This is a genomic window from Ruminococcus flavefaciens (assembly GCF_900116855.1).
Taxonomy (GTDB): Bacteria; Bacillota; Clostridia; order Oscillospirales; family Ruminococcaceae; genus Ruminococcus; species Ruminococcus flavefaciens_R.
Genome location: NZ_UETD01000006.1, coordinates 57,510 through 84,217 on the forward strand (window position 1 = coordinate 57,510; position 26,708 = coordinate 84,217).

The 26,708-nt window shown below is 43.6% G+C and carries 6 protein-coding genes; all 6 read right to left on the minus strand.

The window, feature by feature from the left end:
- Positions 1 to 21: 21 nt before the first annotated feature.
- Positions 22 to 1,251 (minus strand): hydroxymethylglutaryl-CoA synthase family protein, encoded by a 1,230-nt coding sequence (locus DSZ37_RS07355; protein WP_109726276.1) that lies wholly within the window; start codon positions 1,249 to 1,251, stop codon positions 22 to 24.
- A gap of 89 nt (positions 1,252 to 1,340) precedes the next feature.
- On the minus strand, positions 1,341 to 2,714 hold the full coding sequence (locus DSZ37_RS07360; RefSeq protein ID WP_109726277.1) for a PfaD family polyunsaturated fatty acid/polyketide biosynthesis protein: 1,374 nt from the start codon (positions 2,712 to 2,714) through the stop codon (positions 1,341 to 1,343).
- Between the two features lie 11 nt (positions 2,715 to 2,725).
- Positions 2,726 to 7,840, minus strand: coding sequence for a polyketide synthase (locus DSZ37_RS07365; protein WP_109726278.1), 5,115 nt, complete (start codon positions 7,838 to 7,840; stop codon positions 2,726 to 2,728).
- A complete protein-coding gene (locus DSZ37_RS07370; protein ID WP_109726279.1) occupies positions 7,837 to 13,005 on the minus strand; it encodes an SDR family NAD(P)-dependent oxidoreductase in 5,169 nt (1,722 codons plus the stop codon). The genes DSZ37_RS07365 and DSZ37_RS07370 overlap by 4 nt, the downstream gene beginning before the upstream one ends.
- A gap of 25 nt (positions 13,006 to 13,030) precedes the next feature.
- Positions 13,031 to 22,291, minus strand: a complete 9,261-nt coding sequence (locus tag DSZ37_RS07375) for an SDR family NAD(P)-dependent oxidoreductase (RefSeq protein ID WP_109726280.1) — start codon at positions 22,289 to 22,291, stop codon at positions 13,031 to 13,033.
- Entirely contained in the window at positions 22,291 to 26,703 is a 4,413-nt protein-coding gene (locus tag DSZ37_RS07380; RefSeq protein ID WP_109726281.1) for an SDR family NAD(P)-dependent oxidoreductase, read from the minus strand. The genes DSZ37_RS07375 and DSZ37_RS07380 overlap by 1 nt, the downstream gene beginning before the upstream one ends.
- Positions 26,704 to 26,708 lie beyond the last annotated feature (5 nt).

Genomic DNA, 26,708 nt, shown 5'->3' on the forward strand with positions numbered 1-26,708 from the left:
ATCAGCCATCCTTTTCCTGTATCATATCCACTCGTATTCTCTTCTGTAATCGGTTATTTTTCGCAAACAAAGCATTTTGCGTCCTTCAGCAGCTCTCTTCATATAATCCTTTTCTTTATCATAGGAATTTACGAAGCTGTCAGCTCCGAAAATGGTCTTTCTGTTTTCCTTCAGAAGATATTCATATTCATCAAACTCAAGCTTATGTCTGCGATCGAGCCTCTTCTGGATATCCAGTTCCTTAACTTTCTTTGCCGATAAGGGAGTGATCACTCCGCTGTAAAATTCCGAGGACGAGCCTGAACCGTAAGAAAAGACTCCTACCCTTTTTTCATTCATGATATCAACAGAATCAAGAAGTCCGCAAAGAGCAAGATATACTGCCGAACAATAGATATTGCCTACCTGTGAATTGAACTTCAAAGAGGGCTCTACTCTCTTTTTGAAGTCGGACTCTATCTCATTCCTTTTCATATCCCTGCCGAGAGTAACAAGTCTTCTGTGTGCCCCCTTGACAAGTCCACCGAAAGGAACATGGAAAATAAAGTGATCAAAGGTCTTTTCTATGTCAACATCCTTTACCTTCTGAGTGTATGAAACAAAAGATCCCTCTACGCAGTCAAGATATGCCATAAGCGACAGATCGGGATCGCCTATCTCGATCAGGCTGTCGGGTCTGAAGGAATCATAAAGTGACATACTGTGATTTCCGTAAGCACCTATATCCAGCCTGAATATATCAGGTCTTGAACTGATGAGCATTGCTATGGAGCCGCATCCCTGAGACGGTTCACCATATCCTGCCTCCTTGCTGCTCCTGGCTATATCCGTGCCAATTATCAGAACCTTTTCATCAGGATAACAACATATATGTGTTGCTGCGAGCTTAAAGGCTGCTGTCAATCCATAGCAGGCCTGTTTGATATCAAAAAGACGCACATCTGTTTCAAGAGGAAGAAATTCATATATGAATGTGCTGAGACTTTTCCCGAAATCCACTCCGGATTCAGAGGCAGTTATCACCATCTTTATCTTTGATATCTCATCGGTGGTCATTCTTCCGATTATCCCCATAGCTGCATTCACGCCGTTTGTAACGGCATCCTCAAAAGGCAGTCCTACGCTCTTCTTGTTCATAAGCAAGTTAGCATAGCGGTCAATATTCAGCTCTCTTTGTCTGAATATCTCAGATACCTCTATCTGACACGCTCCACCGTAAAAATCAATCTTCTCAATTCCAACATTAACCACTTTATTTCCTCCTAAAGGTCTGATCTTCTGAAAACAATACCGATAAAATCTTTTTCTTCTTGCATGAAGCGCATGAACAAAATCTCTGCTTATCCGGCGATAAATCTTTCCCTGAAAAATTCGTTCATCTTTTCTGCTGCCTTTTCCATAATAAGAACAGCTATCTCATCCGCGTGACGATCACGCCAGTTTTCTAACCTTGTTCCCTTCACGAATGAATTGAACGCGCCCATTGCAGGGCCGCAGTTTATCTGAAAATTCGATATATCCTTTTCATCTCCGTTCAATGCCGCTTTTGATGAACGGTGAAAATAGGACTTGAAAACAATAAACATCTTCAGCTTGGGCTCCTTTTCCGCTCTCTGTATCACCGACATCGGATAATATCTCGCCGACTCCGCAAATACATTTTCCAGCGAATCATGGAACATACGCTTTTCCAGCATATCTCTTGTCTGACTGTCTATACTCTCAAGCGAGTCATACCTGTTGTACAGCTCATATATCTTTTTGGCACGGACACAGTATAAAGTTCCGCGTTTAAGCACCTGTGATCTGGAATTCATCTCAAACATATCTGCTGAGGGCGCATAATCAGTATCGTGTACTGTTGCAATGCTCAGCATATCCTTGACAATATCACTTGTCCCTGCCTCAGCTGTACACTGATTGACAGAGCCTGTCATTATATAATCCGCTCCCATCATGAATGCCGCTGATGCCGCATCGGGATCGCCTATTCCGCCTGCTGCGCCTATATATATTTTTGATCTGTAATTGTATTCCTTCATGATCCGGTCACGCAAATACATCACACTGGGGAAAACCGCATAGGCTACTCCACCGTCGGTATGACCGCCCGAATCGGTTTCAACAGTTACGGCATCGGCAAGCGGTATGCCTGCAGCAAGATCTGCTTCGGAAGCTGTTATCGCTCCGCGGCATAAAAGCTCTGATATTATACTGTCTGGTATGGGTCTCATAAAGACCTCAGCCGCTTCAGAACGGGATATCTTTACCATTATCCTGTTCCTTGAAACAACATCGCCATGCTCATTCCTTGTGAGTCCCTTTATCTTATACTTTACCAGTGACGGTGTAACACTTATAAAAGCTGCCGCTTCAATGAAGCGTATTTCGTTGTCCAGCATAAGATCGATCAGTTTTTCTTCTGCTTCCGTATTTTTGGGAGTATGTATTATATTAACACCGAAAACTCCGTCGGATATCTTTTCCCTTATGCTGCTTATCTCCTGTGAAACAGCTTCATGCCTTAGACCGCCGCTCCCCAGAAAGGCAAGGATGCCTCTCCGGGACAGCACAGCGATCATTTCGGCTGAAGTTATGGCTTTATACATACCTCCGACTACATAAGCGTATTCAATTCCGAATTCTTTCCTGAACTCATCTGAACCAAGCGCTTTACCGTTCAGCGCTTTTATCCTTACATATTCGTTATCCAAATCAAAGCTCCTTAATCCTTATCTGTGCTGAGTATTGATTCAACGTCGTCAACGCATATCTCACCTTTACTCAGCCTGTCCATCAGCGACAATACATAGTCATCCTGAGTGCCCTTGTCAGCGGCTTCGTCATCAAGTGACGAAAGAGTGATGAGACCGTCCTGCTCAGCTGCATCTTCATCATTTTCGGAATCAACGGGCTTCAGTGTAATGCGGCCGTCCGAACTGTCATCATCATCTTTTTTCACCGTTTCTGCGATATTATTATCTGCTTTGTCCTTAACTCTGTCAGAACTTCCGTATATCTCACCGATATGTGCCGTGAGCTTGTTCACCGTGGGATAGTTGTATAGATCAGCAGCTTCAAGATCAAGGTTGAATTTTGTATTTATATCCCTTATTATCTCCACACAGCTTATAGAATCGGCACCAAGATCACTGAATGCAAAATCAGTGTTGATCTCGTCAGGGGCATAGTGCAGTTTCGCTGCCACTATCTCTGTCACCTTTTCCTTTATCTCACCGCACGGTATCCTGTCGGGAGCCTTCTCACATGAAACTTCAGGAGCTGCCTTTATGCTGCTTGATCTTAATGCTGTTTCTTTTGGTATTACGCCTGTGCTGTCCTCAGGTATTGTGCTTTTCTTATTATTACTGTAAATATCCTTATAATAGGTGATCTTCTCCTTTACTTCGGGAAGGCCGAAGGTTACGGAGTGCATATCCGCTTCATTTTTAACGATATTGTTGACTGCCTCGAGCGAACGACCTGAAAGCTCTTTTTTAAGCACTTCTATCGAAGTCATCGGCTTCTTGGAAATCATCTCTGCAATAGACAATGCAGTTTCGAGGATCTTGCCGTCAGTCTCAAAGATAAGTGACGCACCTCTTTCCTTCAACTCGCTGCCAAGGTAATCCCTTGCGGTAAACATCATCTCGTTTGCAAGGCTCTGACCTAATTTCTCCTTCAGTATGAAGGTCGCTCCGAGTCCCGGAGTAAAACCATACTTCATGAAGTTGGCATTATAGATGCTGCCGCTGTTAAGAATGATCATATCTCCGTAAAGGCCAAATACAAATCCACCCCCGAAGGCATGACCCTGCATAGCACTGATCACGGGCACCCTGCACTCAAGGAATGCATTGTATATAAACGAAGCGTCGGTAAACTGACCCTTCTTGTCGCTCATATCAATAAGCTCGTCAAAGGTCCCGCCTGTACAGAATATATTGTCATAGCCTGTGATAATAGCTGCCTTTATCTCATTGCTGCTGTTGATCTTTTCAAAAGCAAGCTTCATTCCGTCTACCAGCTCACGGGTAAACATATTGCGATTCTTTGTGTCGTGCATCCTGACCACAGCAATGCTATTGTTCACTATCTCCATCGATACTGCGGAATTAAGCTCTGTACCGGCGTCCGAAATGTACTGCTGCTTTCTCTCTGCCGATGCTGTAACAGTAACACTGTGAGAGGGCTGAATGCTGACTGTATTGCCGCTTATCCAGCATCTCCTCTTCTCAAAGGGATATGACGGCAGAGGAGCAACAGTATACCTGCGTCCGTAAAGAAGTCTCCAGTCAATATCAGCTCCAAGTACCCAGAATCCAGCCGCTCTTGACATATTACCGCTTCTGAGCATATCATCAAGATAATCAGTATCATAACCGTTTTCTCTGAAGCTTTCCCTGATATCGCTGCTTATATTGTTCTTGGAAATGATACTGTCTTCACTGCCGTTCAGCCATGAACCAAGCTTTGATGTCAGGTCTGATATACCGGTGTATATGATCGCTGCTCTTTCTTCCATGGCGTTTCTTCCGCACTGCATGGTATAAGCTATCTGTGCGGCAGTGCATTCAGCTTTGCTACCACCGCAAAGTCCGTAAATATATGAAGCAAGCGAAGCTACGGTGTTGTTTTTTATGAGCATATCCGGATCGGAAGTGATATCATATGAATCCCTGAGCTTTTCAAGCAGCGTATTAAACTGGTATCTTCCGAATCCCATTGTCTCAAAATCAGAATCTGTATCTATTTCATTCTTGTCTATATACAGTATATCGGAAACTACGGACAGAACCTTGTCGTTTATTTCTTCAACAGAATCTCCGCTTCCGTATGCCGAGAGATACTCGTATACAGCATTTGCATAGCATCTGAGCTGCTCTTTTGTCCTTGCAGAAATCACAAATACCTTTTCGGCATTGCTCTCATCAGGAAGAACATCTTTATTATCGGGATATTCCTCTAAAACGATATGTGCGTTCGCACCTCCGGCTCCGAAGCTGCTGACACCCGCTCTGTATGGCAGAACAACTTTTCTACCGCCTTCTTCCTTTGTGATATGCTTCCATTCCGCTGCTTCACGCTGAAGATAAAAAGCCGTATCCTCAAAGGAGATCTTCGGATTTATAGTTTCGGCATTTATTGAAGGGCAGAGAGTTCCGTTCTGCATCTGAAGCAGTATCTTGGTGATAGAAAGTATGCCCGATGCTGATTCAAGATGTCCAACATTGCTCTTGACAGAACCTATGGCACAAAACTGCTTTTTGTCGGTATAGTTTCTAAATGCATTATCGAGTCCTCTGATCTCTATGGGATCCCCCAGAGCAGTGCCCGTACCGTGAGCTTCGATATAATTGATAGTCTCTGCATCAACTCCTGCATTATCTATCGCAGTCCTGATCACATCTGCCTGTGCATTCGGATTAGGAACAGTATATCCCGAAGTCTTTCCGCCTGCATTGATAGCCGATCCCTTGATTATACCGTAGATATGATCGTTGTCAGCTATTGCATCTCTCAGCGGCTTCAGCAGTAATGCACCAACACCCTCTCCGTCAACGAATCCATCAGCTCCTTCGCCGAATGCATGGATCTTTCCGCTTCGTGACAGCATATCCATACTACATAGGTTATTGTAGTGCTCAGGGTGTATAATGATATTGACACCGCCTGCAACTGCCATTTTACACTCGCCGAGGCGAAGGCTCTGACAAGCAAGATGAACAGCCGTAAGTCCCGAAGAACAAGCTGTATCCACTGTGATGCTGGGGCCGCAGAAATCATAAAAATAGGACACTCTGTTTGTGAGCGACCAATATGACGGCTGTGCGCCAAGCTTTGAATAGTCGCAGCTCATTACGCCTGCAAAAACGCCGACCTTGTTGTGGATATCCTTGAAATGCGCGCCCGTATATCCTGCTTTTTCAAAGAGCTTCCATGTACACTCAAGGAACAATCTCTCCTGAGGGTCCATATACTCGGCGTCCTTTGGTGCTATCCTGAAAAGCTTATTGTCAAAGCAGTCGATATCGTTTATGAATGCTCCCGCTGCGGTATAGCTCTTTTTCTCAGCCTTGTAATTCTCGGAAATAAAACCTTCCGTATCCCATCTGTCACCGGGAACTGTAGTAACAGAGCATCGTCCGCTCCTGATATTCTCCCAGAGTTCTGAGAGTTCATTTGCATCAGGATATCTTCCCTCCACACTAATGATCGCGATATCATTGTCAGTATGGAAAGACACAGCTTTTTCTTCCGCTTCATAGAGCGTATCGTCGTTTATTGCATCGGAAACATCTTCCCCTGATGTGAAAAAGCTTTCATCGGTATCATCGTCATCAGTTGTTTTATCATTCACAAAGAAAAGACTGAAATCATCTTCCGCTTCTGTTGTATCAGCTTCAGCGACCGATGCGGGCTTCCCGGAGTATGCTGTACCAAGATGATCAGCAAGCTTTTCTATAGTGTTATACTCAAAAAGAAGTGTTGACGACAATCCGTCAAATCTTTCACTCAGCCTTTTCTGTATCTCTACTGAAATAAGCGAATCTATACCGTAATTCTCAAAGGTTAGATCATTTTTGATGTCCTCTTCCTGAACTTTAAGCACCTCAGAAAAGACTTTTCTAAGATACTTTATAAGTTCCTTCTTTGAGTTTTTACTATTCCGGGTGCTTTCCGCCTCGGATGCCGAGGATCTGCTGAGGCTGCCGTTTACACCGACGATTATGCCCTGACGTGAATTGCTGCTGTCAGGATGAACAATGACCTCATTATAGCCTGAATCACTCATGACCTTTTTCCAGCTTTCAGCTGTCAGAAGAGGTGTATTTCTTATCCTGATATCATCTGTATAGCTCCACCAGCCGTCAGTAAGACCGAATGTCATTGTTGCAATGTCATTTTTATTGATAAGCTCGTTTATAATGATTATACCGTTCTTTTTCAGCAGTGACCTTGCATTTGATATAGAATTGGCTATATCTCTTGTAGCATGTATAACATTAGTGGCAAAAATGATGTCGTACTGCCCTAACTCAAAGCCCTGATCCGCAGGCGATCCATTTATATCCAGAAGCCCGAAATCAAGGATCGGATACCTGTCATAGAATGTCTTTCTGCCGAACAGCGTAAAATATTTTGAGATATCTGTATAGCAGTATCTGATATCTTCCTTGTCGTCCACAAATCGGGATATTTTTTCAAGCACGCTCTTACTGGTGCCGCCTGTTCCCGCACCTATTTCCAGCAGACGTATTGTGTCGCCTCTGCCCTTATTGACTGCAATATAATCATATATCAGCTGTGCAACTATACTGTTGTAATAGTCAACCTCACCCGAACCTGAATATACACTCTGTGATACGGTATTATCCGAAAACATTACCTCTGTATAGCCCTTCTTACCTGTCAGCACTTCGGGATATGCCTTTACACAACGATCTATAAGATTGCTGTAGGGCATTATCTCGGGGTACTCTTTCTGCAGGGCATCCATATCATTGCGGTATTCGCCCTCGGGATAAGGCACATAGCTTCCTGTAATATGAACGTTATCAGCTTCAAGTTCAACGATCCCCTCTTCCGACAAAAGGCTGAGAATTGCTTCAAACATACGGGTATACATGGGAAGTATCCCCAGTTTTTCCCTCAGAGCATCAACACCGATGTTTCCTTTTACCGAAAAAAATCCCATTTTGTGCAATGAATCCGCAGCCAATCTGCATCCGATCTTTTTCAGTTTGTTATAACCGTCCATAAATGCGAAATCATTATCAGGACTTTTTACCGATCTGATGGTATCAGCAATGCTGAAATCATATGTATTGCCACTCATTCTTCCGACCTCCAATTATTATTATCCGTTAATTTCATACTCAGAAGCTTATCGTCGGCTTTCATTACGACCAGCTGTCCGCTCTTCGGAAAGGGCCCGTTTTCGATAGCGAATAATCCCTCTTTGTTTGTAAGCGGAACAAGGCCTGCTCTCCTGAGGTTATCTCTGTATCTGCTATTGGCAACTATACCCGCTTCTCCCCAGAATCCGAAATTAAACACCTTTGAATCCATTCCGATATTATTCTTTAAAAACATTGAAAAGCTGTCCTCAAACATACACGCCGCACAGTAATTGCTCTGTCCTGATCTCAGGAACAGTGACTGTGCTGAGGAAAAGAACATTATATGTTCTGTACCCAGTCTTTTCAGTATCCTTGCGGGTACGACCGTCCCGTTTATCTTGGGCCACAACACAGCGTTCATCTCCTCATCTGTCATTGTTCTGAGCATCCTGTCCTTCAGAACAATAGCAGAATGTATAAAGCCTGTGATCTGTCCGAACTTTTTTATTCCTTTGAGGATGACATTCTCGATATCCGCTTCATTCCCGGCATCTGCGCTGTAGTATACAGCATCTCCGCCAACGGCTTTCAATTCATCTACAAAGCCGGATATTTCCTCATTATCCTTCTTCCTGCCAACAAGTATAAGATGTGCCTTATATTTATCTGCAAGATAACGCGAAAGAGTCCTGCCTATCCCGCCTAAGCCCCCTATGATCATATATGTACCGTTTCTGATAAAGCAGTTATTGCTTATAATTCCGTCTGTTCTCTTTATCTTCCTCTGAAGCGGAACATGACCGCGCACTGCTATCATTCCTCCGCTTTCATATTCCTTGAAGCATGAGAGTATGTCGTTCTTTGTGCAGTCAGTTATGTCTATATCAAATGAACAGATATTCCAGTTTATAAACTCGTCCGATGCTGTGGCTGCTATGCCGTGTATAGGCGAAAAGGTAGGGTCGATCAGCTCATCCTCCGATACGTTGAAGGAATTATTTGTTATTATTCTCCATACTATCTTCTTTGAATCCAGTCCGAGCCCGCAAAGCTTTTTCATCAATCCGTGCAGAAGCTCTATGCTCCTTCTGCATTGTCCGACAGAGATGTCCTTTATATCCGTTGGAAGATTATTATTTACCAGAAGCATGAAAATCGAATCAAACGAAGCAATGTCTGCCGCTTTCAGGAGTCTGTCTATATCGATCCTTCCCTTTGTTATAATGTCCTCGATATCGATCACAGTATGATCCGAGCACACCCTGTCAGCTATGGATACCGCACTCTTATGCATCTTTCTGAAACACAGAAAGAGCGTATTGCTATACTTATTTATGCTTCTGCCTGTCTGTACCTTTTCCCACACCGGCATAAAGAACATTTCATCATAGCTTTTATCTTCGCTTTCATCAGAGGTATCATTTTTCCTGATCTCTCTGTACTCTATTCCCTCTATGTAGGAGCATACATTTCCGCTTTCATCGGTAATACATATCGACAATGCTCCGTTCTGCTTCATTGCAATGGAATATGCCTTATCCGGGACAGGAGCATAGAACTCGACTGTTCTGAACCGTGACGGTACAAGCATTCCGTCAGCTGATTTATAGAATACCGATGTTCCCTGCAGAGCAGAATCAAAAACATAGGGATTATGCACCATCCCGGTCTTTACTGATTCGATAGCGCATATCTCCATAGTGTTATTATGATCGACGCTTTTCAGACCTTTGTATGCATTTCCGTAGCGGACTCCGCCGTTTTCAAAAAGCTTCCATATCGATAAAGGAGCCTCTTTCCTTGTCATCTGAGCTTTTACAGCTCTGATATCCATTTTTTTGCTGCGAAACTGATTTGTTCCCGGAGCTATATCACCTATAGTAAACACCATGTCTTCATCATCTGTGATCCTAACTTTTATCCTGTTTTCGTCCCTTGAGAATACGATCCTGATCTCGGTTCCGTCCTCAGCACATATAATCGGCTTCAGGAGCATGAGATCCTTGATGCAGCAATTGCAGGTAACACCTATTTTTCTGACAGAAGAAAGTATCAGCTCTGTCTGGAATGCAGCAGATACTATATACTGCCCGAATACAACGTGATCTCTGACTACTGTCAATCCGGGTGAAAGGCTTACTCTGCATTCCGTACTGTCAGCTTTTCTGATTATCTCATACTTTAATCCATCGTCAGCTTTGATCCCGTGAGAGCTCTTAATACTCTGCTTTTTTTCATCATAGCCGTAAAGATAAGTCCTTCTGCTGAATGGATATGCGGGCATCGATATCTTTCTGCCGGTGCCCTCAAATATTCCCGCAAAGTCAATGGTCTCACCGTCCGCATAGGCTGCAGCAAGTTTTTCCGCTCCCTCTGTGTAGGTCCGAACTGCTCTCACGTCAGCAAGCATCTCTGTGATCTTGTTAAGATCAGCAGTGTGTGCTTTATTATCAGCTGACAGATATACTCCCTCAGCATAGTTGCCTACGGCAAGAGCTTTAAGTTTTTCTATGAGCTCATCCCTGTTTCTTACAGTAAACGCACAGCGTTCTGTAAAATGTGTTCTTCCGCAGAGAAGTGTATAGCTTATATCTTGTATGGAAGAATCATTTCCTTCATCAGATATCCATGAGTAAAGCTCCTCATATTTTTTGCGAAGTGAAGCCTGATTCTTTGCAGACAAGACAATAATATATACAGGCAGCTTATTTACCGCAGCAGATACAGCAGGAGCGTCCTTCAATACAATATGTGCATTGGTACCACTGAATCCGAATGAACTCACAGCAGCATATCTTGGAGCATCAGCCCCTCCCTGCCAGTCCATAAGCTTATCGGCTACATAGAACGGACTGTCATTGAAGTTTATATGTTCATTTGGAGTATCATAGTTTATTGAAGGCGGTATCATACCATGCTTCATACTCTGCAGGACTTTTATCACACTTGCTATTCCCGCCGACATGACCGTATGACCTATGTTGGTCTTGCAGGAGCCGATAGCACAGAAATTCTTTTTGTCGGTGAACCTTGAAAAGCTGTTGGTAAGTGCCTCGACTTCGATCGGATCGCCAAGCTTTGTGCCTGTTCCATGGGCTTCGATATAACTGATTTTCTCGGGATCAATTCCGAACTTATTATACACGTCTGCTTCCAGCTCTGTCTGTGATAATGTGCTCGGAGCTGTTATACCATTGGTCTTGCCATCCTGATTGATACCGTTTCCTGCTATAACGCCATAGATATGATCATTGTCTCTTATAGCATCGCTGAGTCTCTTCAGTACCAGAACAGAAACGCCTTCTCCCGGTACAAATCCGTTTGCCGAATTGTCAAAGGTCTTGCATCTTCCGTCAGGTGAAAGCATTCCTGATCTTTCGGTCTGCATATAGAAGTGCGGTGTCATTGATATGAATGCGCCGCCAGCAAGTCCAATTTCAGACTCGCCGTTCCTGAGGCTCCTGCACGCCAGATCCACAGCAACAAGCGATGATGAGCAGGCTGTATCTATGGATATGCACGGACCTTTCAGATTGAGAAAATATGATATCCTTGCAGCTGATACTGAGCTGGAATTGCCAATAAATGACTGTGCATTTATCTCTCCGCCGCGCTCTTTGATATAGCTCTGATAATCTCCCTGACCTACACCGACAAATACGCCGCATTTCCTGCCTGACATATACTCTGCTGAACAGCCTGCATCCTCCAGAGCCGACCACATCTGCTCGAGAAGTATCCTCTGCTGAGGGTCAGCCATTTCTGCTTCCATGCCCGACATATTGAAAAACAACGGATCAAAATCTCCGACATTTTCAAGAAATCCACCGTAATGGCATCTGAGCTCACCGCAGTCCTCGGGAGATAACCCCCAGCGATCGTAAGGAAGATCACCTATGCAGTTCACGCCGTTTTTCAAATTGTCCCAGTATTCATCCGCATTTTCAGCTCCGGGAAGCCTGCAGCTCATTCCAATTACCGCTATTTCTTCGTTCAAAGCTCTGTTATTGCTTTCTGCGGCAGACATTCTGATCAAAGAAACACTTCTCTTTTCATGAGCCGCGATCCTTGCATTAACTACGACCTTGCCGATATTTGCACGGTTTTCCAAAGCATAGAAGGCTTCCTTGATATTTGTCAGATCGTATACCTTGCCAACGGTAGGTACGATCTCACGCTTTTCAAGAAAATCATACATATCCTCCAGATATTCGTTAATAAGCTCGGGAGCTATCTTATAGAGCTTTCTTACATCAATGCTGAAGAAGGTCTGATTGTCATTAAGTCTGGAGATATCAAAGGATTTCAGCGATTTCAGTGCTGTCATGGCTATCTCCATATATCTTCCGCCGGGGGCAAGGATATCCATATTACGGGATATAGCCTGACCCGAAAGAGTGTTGATGATGATATCAACACCTCTTCCGTTGGTAAGCTTCAAAACTTCTTCCTTAAAATCGGATACGAGGTAGTTTATGCAATTCTCTATGCCTATCCCCTTCAGATAGTTTATCTTTTCCTCTGAGCCCACTGTAGCGATTATATTCAATCCGCACTTTTTTGCATACTGAACAGCTATCAGTCCCACACCGCCTGTTGCGGTATGTATCAGTATAGTTTCGTTTTTTCTCGGCAATGCTTTCCTGAACACATGATGTACTGTGATAAATGCAACAGGGAAGGAGCAAGCTTCTTCATATGTAACGCTATCAGGCTTTTTTACAACAAATCTTTCGTCTGATACAACTATCTGACTATGTCCGCCAAGATCATGAGACATTACTGCTATTACAGAATCTCCCTTTTTGAAACGGCTAACATTTCTGCCTGTTTCAATTATCTTTCCCGATACCTCAAAACCCGGAGTAAAGGGATAATCCGGCATTGTGGGATATAAACCTTTTACACACAGAAGATCTCCGAAATTAAGTGAAAAGGCATAGACCTCTATCTTTACTTCGTTATCCCCTGTTTTCATGTCAGGCAGAACAGCAAGTCTGATCTCACTTACTTCACCCGGTGAATCAAGCAAGACCTTGTATTTTTTTCCCGGATCAACAGACAGCCTTGAGGTATTCCGCAATATCCCCTTCAGCCTCTGCTTTCCGATCCTTACTGTGTTGCCTTTCTCACCATCAGCATTCATTTTTCCATAATTCATCTTAAACCCTCCGTGGATACAAACTTCAGATATTATTTCCGAGTTTATCACTGAATTCGGCAATAATGTATTTAGTCAAGGCATCCACATTTCCATAATCAAATACAATAGTTGTACGCATTGCAAGTCCCAGCTTTTCATTGATGCTCTTTACAAATTCAAGACCTGTTATTGAATCTATACCATATTCCGAGAACTGCTTGTTCTTTTCGATGCTGCTTGCATCAACGCCAAGTATATCGACGATCGTATCTATTATAATGCCGTATACTCTGTCGTATAAAGCATTATCATTTGTCCTTGCAGCGCTCTCTGATCTTGTTTCGACAGCCTCGTTTCTGATATCGTTATCGGTCACAACTTCCTGTGCTTCTTCAGCTTTATCACTCAAAGGCTCAGTTATCCCTTCTTCGGTATCAGCATGATATCCAAAGTAGCTCAGTATACTGTCCGAACACTTCATTACAGCGACCTGCTCCGAATCAGAACCTATCACCATAGATATTGCCTTCATCCCTTCGGGGATATTAATTGAATAGAAACCCTTTCTTTCAAGACTCTTTCTGTATCGGTCATTGGCAACTCTGCCTACTGTGCCCCAATAGCCCCAGTTGATGACCCAAGACGGGTATTCCGGTGATGAGTAATACCTTGCTATCCGATCTTCAAAAACACTTGCAGCTGCATAATTGGACTGCCCGGGAGAAGGAGCAAGAGACTGTGCGGATGAGAAATACAGAACAAAATCAAGTCTGTCATCCTTGAACACCTCATGCATTACCACAGGGCCGTATGTTTTGGGCTTTAATACACTCTTCAGCACATCCTCGCTCATATTCGCAACAGATACATCATTCAGATACAGAGCAGAATGGATCAAGCCGTCTATCTTACCGTATTTCGCTATAATGTGTTCGCGCACCGCCTGCATATCCCGCATATCAGCAACATCTGCTCTTATATACTCACAGCGGCCTCCAAATGAATTGATCGTGTTTATCTTCTCTGTTACAGTTTCATCCTGTTCTCTTCTGCCGGTAACTATAATATCAGCATTATACTTTTCGGAAAGAAGCTTCGACAGTTCAAAGCCGATACCACCTGTTCCTCCAATTATAAGATAAGTTCCCTTTCGGAACGCAGGTCTTCTGTTGAGTTCGTCATTCCTGCAATTTCTGAGTCTGCTGCGGAAAACACTGCCGTCCCTTATCAGAATAATTCCGGGGGCACTCTGCACCTCAGCTGACAGGATAAGGTCGATCTCTCCGTTTTTATTCTCAGCCGCCTGTTCAGTGTCAACATCTATAACCGCTCCGTATACCTCCGGATACTCCGAAACAGCCGCTCTGAAGAAGCCTATCATCGAGGAATCTGACGGGAATGTGCTCCTGTCATTATTTCCGGTATGATATACCCTGTCAGTGATGAGCTTTATATCTACAGCTGAAGAAGCGTCAAGAGTCTTGAACAGACGGAACAGTGACATCAGACCTGTCTGCTGTATGCTTTCAAGCTCAGCTGTCCCGATCTCATTATTATTGCCGCTGCTTCCGAGGAAGAGTATCCTGTCGGAGATGCTCAGCCTGCTGATCAGATCAGATACAGCATCAGGATCATTGACATCAATACAATAGCGGTCACCTTCAGCATAGTTTTCATGACCAAGCTCTATAGCAGTCCATGTTTCACTGCTGTACTTTATTATCGCATTCTTTAATTTCTCAGTATATTTTGTATAGAATATAACACTGTCAGAATAACTGTTTACAGAAGACGAAACGATATCCGATGTATCTGCTTTCTTCCATTCATTCACATAGCAGATATCATGTATTTCACTATCGGATATATTCTCATCAGATCTGTCAGGCAAAGAAATGTCCTTCCCTGCTGACTTCACCACTGCTATCTCAAGGTCTCTTATAAGTACAGATACCTCGTTATTGCTGTTTATTACAGCGATATCGAAATGTGTTTCATCCTTCTGGAATGTGTATACATAGGACCTTTTGCTGACCTTATTGCAAAGGATATACTCCTGTATCTTGTAAGGCACAGCTGTATTACTGCTTTTTTTGTCGCTGTTGAGATATATTGCTGATATAGTCTGGAATGCAGCGTCAATGATAGTCGGATCGAAACCATGTACAGTATCCTTCGATTCTATCACGCCGACCGCTTCTCCGTTTCCGACGCATAGTTCCCTGATCAGACGGAAGCTTTCTCCGTAAACTATACCGCCCTCTGAAAAGTATTCATACAGCTGCTCAACGTCAACGCTTATATAACAGCCTTCTCTGAGTTCGTTTATATCATTTATTGCATAACCAAGATTTTCACTGATTCTCTTTGCCTTACAGTCAGCATATATACTGCTGCGGTCATTCCTGTCAAAGCATTCAGCTATGACATACTCTCCGTCATTCGTTATCCTGACGATAAGGTCCTTTGCATGGTCTACTGCGATCTTTTCTCTCCATGTCAGGTTCTCGATGCGGAATTTCGTATCACCGAAAAGCTTATGCAATGCAGACCATATGATGTGAACCGAAAATGCTCCGGGAAGGATATGCTGCCCCAGCACCATATGATGCTTTATATATGCATCATCCGAACTCAACGTCTTCTTCATCTCAATTCCCGAGTTCATATTATCGGAGATATTGAATCCGTCGATCCAGTCTATTCCTTTGCTTTCCGCTGTCAAAGCGCTGCCTGTCGTCTTTATCCAGCATCTGTGCTTTTCAAAGGGATATAATGGGAGATCGATCTTTCTGAAGCTGCGTCCGTAGTACTCTCTCCAGTCAAGATCATCAAAACAGCACCATCTGACTGCGTTTCTGATTGCCCGACTGCTGATTTCATCAATCTTGTCAGAATACTTGCTCTTGACTTCATCAAAGTCATAGAATGAAGAAACGAGAATTTTTTCATCGTTGATACCATCAGTATACTTTCTCATGAGTTCCGTCAGCTCGTCCTTATCACTGACGATAAATGCCGCTCTGTAATTCAGCGCATCTTTTGATACTGCCAAGGAATAAGCTATATCTCCGATAGTCACGTCATCTTTTTCTTTTATCAGATCAATAAGGAGCCCGCAGTAAGACTTCAGGCTTGCCTTTGAAGCAGCAGATACAGGTATTACATATACATCATCTGTAGTATAGCTTTCAACTGTATGATCTCCAACATATTCTTCAAGGATAAGGTGTGCATTGGAGCCGCCTGCTCCGAATGAGCTTACCGCAGCTCTTCTCTTAGCTCCGCCGCTGACTTTCCAGTCAGTCAGTTCCTTCTGAAGATAGAAAGGAGTGGAGCCAAAATCTATATCAGGATTTATATTCTCCGAATGTATGGACGGAACAAGCTTCTTATTCATCATCTGCAATACTATCTTTGTGATAGCTGCAATACCTGCCGCAGATTCAAGATGACCAATATTTGACTTGACCGAACCTATTGAACAGAAGCCTTTTTTATCGGTATATTTACGAAAAGCTCTTGTTATACCGTTTATCTCGATAGGATCACCCAGAGGAGTTCCCGTACCGTGAGCTTCGATATACTGTATCGAATCAGGTGATACACCTGTCTTGTCTATAGCATCACATATCAGTGACATCTGCGCATTCGGATTCGGTACAGTATAGCCATTGGTCTTTCCGCCATGGTTCAGTGCACCGCCCTTTATTACTGCGTATATTCTGTCACCGTCATGAACCGCCTTATCATATCTTTTGAGCAGTACAGCTCCCACACCCTCACCGGGAATATAACCGTCACCGTCGGCACTGAAGCTTCTGCATTTACCCTTTGGCGCAATGAATCCGGTCTGACTGAGTATAGAATATTTGTGCGGATGTATGGAAAGATTCACACCGCCTGCTATAGCAGTTTCACAGTCGTTCCTTATCAGGCTTTCACACGCAAGATATACTGACGTGAGAGAAGATGAACACATGGTATCCAGTGCAAGACTCGGACCGGTAAAATTATAGAAATATGATATCCTGTTTGCCACAGAAGCATAGTATGACGGAACATAAACTCTATTTCCCTTTGCAGTCTCCTCTGCGCCGAGAAGCTGATACTGACCGTACATGACTCCTACAAATACACCTGTATTAGAGCCTTCAAGGTCGCTTTTCCTGTAGCCTGAGCTTTCGATCGTATGCCATACAGTTTCAAGGAACAATCTCTCCTGAGGATCTATTGTTGCTGCTTCATTCGGAGATATATTGAAGAAAAGAGGATCAAACATATCATAGTCGTTTATAAAACCGCCCATGTAACTTGTTATATTGTTATACCCGTCAGAATCCCAGCGTACTCTTCCGGCCTCGGTAATACAATCTCTTCCCTCGGAAAGATTTGTCCAGAACTCCGAAAGATCATCCGATAGCGGATATCTGCCGCTTATACCGATAATAGCAATATCTTCATTTTCAGCAACTGAACTTTTCTCCCGTGAGTATGCCTTTCTTTTCTTCGCAGGCTTTATATCAGCGATCTGCTCATCAACACTGCTTTTTCCGCTCTTTGGCAGGATATCGTTTACAGCCCCGGGATAGTGTTCAACAAGGTAATCGGATATATCCTTCAAAGTGAGGCACTCATAGAACATGGTCTTGCTTATCTTGTCGAAATACTTTTCAAGTCCTCTGCTGAGGTCCATTATCATTATGGAATCGAGACCGTATTTCTCCAGCGGAAGTTTCTCATTGATAGACTCAGGACTGATTTTGAAACTCTTTGCAAAAAGCTCCTTGAGCCATATCACAAGATCTCCGACATCAGACGTTAATGCTGACGCATCTGCCTTTGAGACGCTGTCTTTATTATACATTGCTCCTACAGATGCAGCTATCTGACCGATATTTCCATACATTACAGCTTCAAATGCTCGGTCTGAGGATATGAGTCTGCTTAGCTGCTCAAAAGCTGTATCTGTTCCGAGCAGGTGGAGTCCGAATCTTTCCTTGAGATAATCGATCCTGCTCTTGTCAACACTCATTCCGCCGTCTTTCCACAAAGGCCACTGAACAGAGAGCATATGACAGTCGGATGAGTTTTCTGAAGCAAGTGAATCCATATACGCATTGGCATATGCATAATCACTCTGACCTTCATTTCCAAACATAGCGCTTATCGATGAGAACATTGCCAAAAATCTGACGCTGAACTGCTCTGTAAGCGAAAGTATATTGTTTGTACCGTGGACCTTGGGCTTAATGTTTACAAGGAATTCATCAGTACTCTTGTTTGCAACGGTAGAATCACTGATACGGCCTGCACACTGAAAGATACCATCAAGTCTGCCATATCGTTCAGTGATATATCTGCTTAATCCGGCTACATCACTGCTTACGGTAATATCACCTCTGAAGCATGAAATATCTGCATTCTCACTGTACTTTGATGCATCAGCATTTCGGCTGAATATTACAGACTTTGCGCCGTAATTAAGTGACAGATAGGCTGCAAGATCTCCGCCTATCTTGCCGCCGCCGGCGATAAGATAGACTCCGTTCCTGTTTATGTTATCGGATGAAGATACAGCTTCTTCGATCCTGGAATATTTTTTCACCATTCTTATGCCGCCGTTATAGCATATATCATCATAGCATGATGGATCGTTCACTTCGTTCTGCACTATATCAGCAAGCTTCCTGTTGTTATAAAAAACTCCGTCTGTCCTGATGCTCTTCAGGTCAAAATTATCCCATTCCTTATTCAGTGATCTACCGAATGCCACCGCCGCAGCGTAATAGCTGACATCATTATTATCGCCGCTATAAACATTTATGAAGGACAGCTTCCTGCCGGATCTGTCATCCATTAGCTTCTTAGCTATACTCATAGGTATGAGCGCACTTTTAAGTATGCTTTCATCAGCGCCTTCGGAACTGTTTCTGTCTGTGAGATTGATAACAGCGATATGATCTTTAAGGCCTCTGTAAAGTCGTTCAAAGCTGTCCGATATCCTGTTCAAGCCTGTCATGATATCTGCGGAAGGAACATATTCCAGATAATTCACATCAGAGCTGCACCTTCTGAGTTCGTCACAAAAGCTCTGATCGGTGTCTATTATGATATAAGATATATCATCACCCGATGCTGAAGTTTCAATATCCTGCCTGATATATTCATATGAATAAGTAATCACGCCAATATTGTCATGAGCAAAGGAATGTGTACACATACCGCTGAATTCCGCAAAAACAATACCTTTATCATTTATAAGGGTGATATCATATTTTCGTATGCTATCCGTCTCATCAGTTTTCAGGATATATGCATAGCAGATATCTGAAGCTTTCCCGGAGACTGTTATCCTTTCAGCTGAATAGGGCAGATGATAAGCGTTCTTTTTAGATCTGAGGTCGCTTATAGTAATGAAGGACTGGAAAGCTCCGTCGGTTACCGCCGGAACCAGTATAAAATCATCAGCAGAACACTGTGCGGTATCTAACCTTGCCAAAGCTGCACCGCCGGATACCCTGACATTTTTAACACATCTCAGCGCTCCGCCGTAGAGCATGGAGACATTGTCGAAATAATCATATATCTCCTTTTCTGAATACTCGTCATCAAAGATGTTCAGAATATCATTTATATCAACGCGCTTGTCCGCAGCTGTTGATGAAGCTGCATATCCTGAAACACATACCTCTGTGTCACCGTCAGTATTCAGCAGGCCGATCTCAAAGAATATATCATCCCCGTCAGGATAAATATCTATGATCACATCAGTATAGGGCTGACCTATCAGTATCGCTCTTTTCCACTCAACCGAATAAACCTGATTGATCTGCGGATCCTGAGAAGACAGCCTGCAGGCCTCCAGTGCCATTTCAAGCGATACAGCTGCGGGAAGCATATATTTATCCCCTACTATATGATCCTTTACATAGTTATCATTAACAGTGAACCTCTTCACAAAACGATGCTCGTTTATCGTTGATATATTCCTGTCAATGAATGTATCAAGTTTTTCGGAAAGTCTGACCCTGTTCTGTTCAGGCCAGCAGAAATGCTTTGCATAAGGATATGTAGGCATGGAAATTCGGAATGCGTCTGAAGAGATCATACCGCTCCAGTCAACATTTCCGCCTTCTGTCCAGAGCCTTGCACATTCGGATGCATTTGCACGGTCACAGATGACAGCTTTTGCGGAGCTGTTCTCAGCTTCACCGCAAAACATATCTTTGCTCATCACACCGCCGATAAAATCGGAAAGCTTTTTTTCAAGATCGTTAACAGAACTGAAAGTGAAAGCAAGACGTGAACTGAATTCCTCTCGTCCGTTTATAAGAGTAAACGCAATGTCACTGCACCTTACATTTTCTCTCTCTTCCTTCAGCCAATCACGAAACTTTATACAGTATTCATTCAACTGTTTCCGAGTCGCAGCAGAGAGGATAAAAACCTCTTCTGAATCTACACAGCTCTTTTTTCGGCTATCTATATACTCTTCAAAAACGACATGAGAGATCACGCCGCCGAAGCCAAAACTGCTGATACCCGCAGTAAGAGGTTCAACACCGTCAGCGCCTTCCCTGTTATCCCACTTCACACCATTCTCAAGTACCTGCAATGGCACATCTTCAAATGTGATATATGGGTTGAGCTTTTCAAAATTAACGTTTCCGGGCAGGAACTTATTCTTTATTGACATGATTATCTTTGCCATACCTGCCACGCCTGCAGCTGTCTCAAGGTGTCCCACATTCGGTTTTACGGAACCGAGATAGCATTTCTCCGGAATATCGGAAAAAGAGATATGCTTTTTATCACAGTACGCTCTGAATGCCTTCTTCAGACCGTTCACCTCTACCGGATCGCCAAGTGCAGTGCCTGTTCCGTGTGCCTCTATATATGACAGATTGCTTATATCCAGATCAGAATGTTCCCATACATCGCATATCATCTCTGCCTGTGCAACGGGATTAGGCACAGTCAGTGACGATACCTTTCCGCCGTGAGCTACTGCGCTGCCCTTTATCACGGCGTAGATATGATCTCTGTCCTTTATAGCATCCGAGAGCTTCTTGAGCACAAACGCTCCCGCGCCTTCACCTCTGACATATCCGTCAGCTTTTGCATCAAAGGTCTTACACTTCCCCTCAGGACTGAGCATACCACTGTTCTGGAATGCACGGAACAAGGAGGGAGATATCATGACATTTACGCCGCCTGCAATGGCTATCCTGCACTCATCTGCCCTGAGAGATTCAACAGCATTATGTACTGCTACAAGTGAGCTTGAGCAGGCTGTATCTATCGGCTCACTGGGTCCTTTAAAATCAAAAAGATATGATATCCTGTTTGCAAGCACAGAATGAGCTATTCCTGTTGCGCTGTACGGCTTTTCGATATTTCCGCTTTCAAGCAGTACCTCAGTAAAATCATGCGTACCGACCCCGGCATATACACCGACCTTTTCACCTGAAAGATCACTCATCCTGTAGCCGGCATCTTCCACAGCATTCCATACCTGTTCCAGAAACACTCTTTGCTGCGGATCCATTAGCTCAGCTTCAGCCTGGGATATATTGAAAAACATCGGGTCAAAATCATAAGGATGATCGATAAAACCACCGTATATGCCGCTGATATCGGCATTATCATTCCATCTTGTCCTGTCCGCCTCGGTTATCATGCATTCCTTGTCGCATAGGCGCTTCCAGAATTCTTCCTTGTTCTCTGACTTAGGCATAACACAACTCATACCTACTATTACTATGTCATCTTCTTTCAGTCCGCATGATACATCAACTTCAGATACTCTTTCATTATCATCGCAGGATACAGTGGCTGACTGTGCCTCGGTAGTTTTATTCTCTGAATAACACTTGTCGTAAGAAAATGTTGAAAAAACAGCCTGCCTGTGGTCTCTTATAAGATATTCCGAAAGATCGTTAAGAGTCTTGAGCTCAAATAATACAGCCGGAGATGCCTCAATGCCGTAAAAATCATTTATCTTCTCAATGAACATAACGATGCTTACAGAATCAAGTCCGTACTCGCCAAAATCCACATCTGCATCTATGTCCTCGGGGGAAACGTTCATTATTTCGGCAGCTATCCTTTTTACCTCGTTATTGACTGTATCTATCGGCAGATCAGCAGTACATTCCGCAACATCAGCAGAAGAAGTTTTCACATTAACTGTATCTCTCTCCGAAACGCTGGTGACACGCTGCATCATCTCCTTTGCCTGCTGAGGTGTGATGGTCTTATCTTTCAGTTGTTTCAGTATTTCTTTTATCTGATCATTCATTATAATTCCTCCAACAAAGCATACGCTGCATCATCTTCAAGCTCGCCTGAATATACGCTTTCAAGCAGCTGCATCATAACATCGTTTTCATTCTCGGTATACGCATCAACGTTATGCTTTTCTCCGCAGAGCCTTTCAGGAAAATACCTTGTTTCACGGAAAGGATACACGGGAACTGACATTCTGCCGATCTTCTTTCCGCAATAAAAGCCCTTCAGAAGATCTGTCCTGCCGTTCTTTATTTCTTCTATATAATCGGAATATCCATCGTCCTTAAAACATGAGAGCCCTTCAGTGCCGTTACTGATAAATACACCGAGCTTTTCCCTGAGCTCGTCAGCTGTACGGACGATAAACACTACCTTCTGCTCCATCAATTCTCTTCCAAGCTGATAAGTGTACAGGAAGCTGCCGATGTTTCTATCATCAACATTTCCGCAAACAAAGCTCAGAACACTCTCTGCATATTTTCTCAGAACGTCCTTGCGGCGAGCAGAAAGCACAAATACCGGTATAACACCGTCTATTGCAGAATATGTACTTTCTTCGGCTTCCTCAACCACAAGACTCACATTAGAACCACTGGCTCCGAAGGTATTTATCAGCGCCATTCTATGCAGCGCCGTGCTGTCCCAGTCTGACAGCTTTTCTGATACTACAAAGGGACTGTTCTTGATATTAAGCATAGGATTTATCGGATCGCAGTACACTGAAGGAGCAAGCTGCCTGTTCTTCATCTGCATAAGCACCTTTACAAGTGATGCAACACCTGAAGCCGCTTCAAGATGTCCGATATTCGCTTTTACGGAACCTACTGTGCAGTATCCCTTTTTTTCGACAGACGAAAATACCTTTTCAAGGCTTGAGAACTCAATTACATCGCCAAGTTCTGTACCAGAGCTCTGTGCCTCTACATAGGTTATCTGCTCCGGACTTATTCCGCTCTTTCTTATTGCTTTATCCATGACCGCAGCCTCTTCTTTAGGGTTGGGGATAGAATATCCGTTGGTCTTTCCGGAATGACCTGCCGCGATGCCCTTTATAATGCCGTAAACATGATCGCCGTTTTTCTTTGCCTCAGACAGCGGCTTTATCACAAACGCTCCTACACCCTCGCCCGGAACATAACCGTCTCCGCCCTTGCCGAAGCACCTGCACCTCCCATCATGGGAAAGGAAACCTGCCCTGCAAAGCAGCTCATACTTTGACGGATGTATGGTCAGATTTACTCCGCCTACAACTGCTATATCCGTTTCTCCGAGAAGAATGGAATCGATCGAGCTCTTCAATGCGGTCATTGTCGAAGAACACGCGGTATCCACAGCAAAGCTCTCGCCATGAAAATCCATGATATACGAAGCTCGATTTGCAATAGCTGAAAACGCCGCTCCACCTGCTCCCACATCATATATGCCGGAATTAAGTTTTGAATAAAGCTGATAATGATTATACATTGCACCTACGGCAACCGATACGTTTTTATCCCTGAGGCTTTCTCTTGTATAGCCGGCGTCTTCCACCGCGTGCCATACAGACTGTAAGAAAAGTCTTTCCTGAGGATCCATAAATACAGCCTCATCATCGGATATTTTAAAGAAATCCGCATCAAATGCATCATACTTATCGATAAATCCGCCTCTTGTACAATATATGCCGTCACCTGTGTACTTACTGCTGTCCCATCTGTCCATGGGTATCTCTTCGGTACAGTCCTCACCATTTTTAAGCTTTTCCCAGAATTCATCCGCATTATCAGCCCCGGGGAAACGTATATCTATACCAATGATGGCGATATCATTGTCAGGAACTTCAGTTTCATGGTCATCGTATGTCAATTCAGGCAGACTGTCGATATTATTCGCCGCACTCTCTGATGAACACTTGAACACGGTCAGATTATCATATTCACCTGCAAGAGCAATATCCAGAATCCTCATGCCTTCGTCATCATCCAACAGATCAAGACCGTGCTTCTTTTTCAGCAATTCAAGCTGCTCCTGCTTCATTGTCATACCGCCGTTTCGCCAGAGAGGCCACTCTATGCTTACAGTCCTGCCGCAGCGCGTTCCTGACTTCACCATTCTGTTTCTTTTCTGTGCAAAGGCAGTGAGATAGGCATTGGCGTAAGCATAATCCGTCTGTCCCGCATTACCTGTAACGCCGGATATCGATGAATAAAGCACAAAATGCTCAAGCTCCGCATTTCCAAAACACTTGTCCAGATTATTGCAGCCTTCCGTCTTGACATTTATGACATCATTTATATCGACCATGTCCTTACGATTTATAAATGCTTCATGATTGATCCCTGCACAGTGTATCAGAATACTCACGCTTATTCTTTCCGAGTCCAGTCTCCTGCAAAGCTCCTCAACCTGTTCCTGATCCGCGATATCCACACTGTAATACCTTATATCTTCCGAAGAAAAACCGGAAAGGATTTCTGCAACTCCGGGATCACTTTCGCTGCGTCGTCCTAAAAGTATGATCTTCACGCCATACTTTTCAATCATATGACGTGCTGTAATTATACCAAGCTTTCCAAGTCCTCCTGTTATAAGACAGTACTTGCCTGCTGCCGCTGATACAGCACGGTCATGTACACTGACAGGCTCTGACAGCACTGCATACCTTCTTGTGTTTTTCAGGATAGTCTCATGATAACCCGTAGAGCTTTCAAGATCACTCTCTGCAATAAGCTCTGATACTTTTATACTATCGGCAGAATTATCCTCCAGTCTAATGTAACAGCCGGAAATAGTCGGATACTCCTTGTGCAGGCTCCTTATGAATCCGCCTATTGCTCTTCTATACGGAGAAGCGTTTTTCCCTCTGTCATCTGACACAAATACAAGTCGGATATTATTGAGCAGCTTTTTATCAAGAATGTACATGGATATATCGTAAAGAAGGCTTATTACCTCCCGACCGTCACATTCCGTTACAGGCACCAGTATATAAAGCTCATCCACTGTATCTGTGATATCAATACTGCCTTTTACGTCATGAACGCAGTTAACGGCAGCATCGACAAATAAGCGATCTGTCTCTGCCCTGCCTAAGCTTATACCCTCTCTGTTCCTGCTGCACACAAAAACGTTTGACGACCTCTTTCTCTTCAGAAAAGGTCCCTGTTCTTTTTCCGCAGATGTAAAGAAGAGCAGTTCGGTCCTGACAGCAGTATCAGTTGTAGTTTCCTTGCTGACAGCTGCCTTCACAGGTTCTATATCAAAGTTTTCACTTAGATAAACAGCCAGTTCGGAGATCGTCTGATACTCAAACAAAAGCGTAGGATAGAGAGTATGTCCGATAGTTTTTTCCAGTATCTTGACGAATTGGAGAAGATCTCCGGAATCCAGTCCCATATCATAAAAAGTCTCATCGGTATTGATATTTTTGATCCTGCCGTCTGCAACTTCAAGGAGTATGCTTTTCAGCATTTCAGTGATATCTTCGCCGTTGTACTCAGCTTTATCTGCCGAAGCGGCGGCTTTCTCGGCATTCTCCTGTACAGTATCATCATCCTCGTTCTCAAGGCTGATTATAAGCTCGTTTGAACGTATCTTCTTATAGGCAAACCTTTTAAAGCTCAATGCCAGCTCGCCTGATTCTGTATACACATAAAAATCCGTGTACATTACATCGGAATGGATATTTATATCACTAACTCTTACAATGATATAGCATTTTCTGCCAAGATCTCTCATGGCTCTTATCTCGTTTATCCATATTGGGATAAAGGGACGCTTGTCTGTAAGGTCCATTCCTGTCGATTCTGAATTGAGATATGCGTAGTAAGGTGCGATCAGCGTCGCTGCGTCAAGATATACGGGATGAGATACAAATACATCAAGATAATCCTGTGCCTTTTCGCTCAGATGCAGTTCTGCACACACAGTCTGACCAAGATAATAAACTGTTCCAAGACTCTTCATAAAGGTATAATGAGTTATATCATACTCTCTTGCGTGCTTATACACGATATCCATATCCTCAGATGATAAGGCTGTACGCTTTATCTCGTCTATGTCTATCCTGTCGTCCTGCCCGTGACCTTCAGCAGCCCTGATATTACACTCGAAATTATGTACCCACTCACCTGTCTCGCAATCGTTGAGAAGGTGTATACTGTCTGCGAAGATGTTGAATTCTCCGTTATGCGCCTCTGTCTCAAAGAGCTTTATCCTGACCTTTCTGTTGTAACCGTCAGATACTGAAACAGGGCGCTTGAAAACAACATTGTATAAGACAAAATCTCTCCTGTCATACCCTTCATTAGCAAGTATCTCATAGATCAGCTCCAGAAACGTTACACCCGGCATGATCTTTACGCCATGCACACGATGATCGCATACTATCAGGTCATCATTCTTTACTGTCACATTATATTCAAAGCTTTTCAACATCTTCATATTGT

What these genes read in the sequence shown, in the direction of transcription:
- DSZ37_RS07365 (WP_109726278.1), bottom strand. Translation starts at nt 7,840, where the DNA reads ATGAGTGGCAATACATATGATTTCAGCATTGCTGATACCATCAGATCG.
- DSZ37_RS07370 (WP_109726279.1), bottom strand. Translation starts at nt 13,005, where the DNA reads ATGAATTATGGAAAAATGAATGCTGATGGTGAGAAAGGCAACACAGTA.
- DSZ37_RS07375 (WP_109726280.1), bottom strand. Translation starts at nt 22,291, where the DNA reads ATGAATGATCAGATAAAAGAAATACTGAAACAACTGAAAGATAAGACC.
- DSZ37_RS07380 (WP_109726281.1), bottom strand. Translation starts at nt 26,703, where the DNA reads ATGAAGATGTTGAAAAGCTTTGAATATAATGTGACAGTAAAGAATGAT.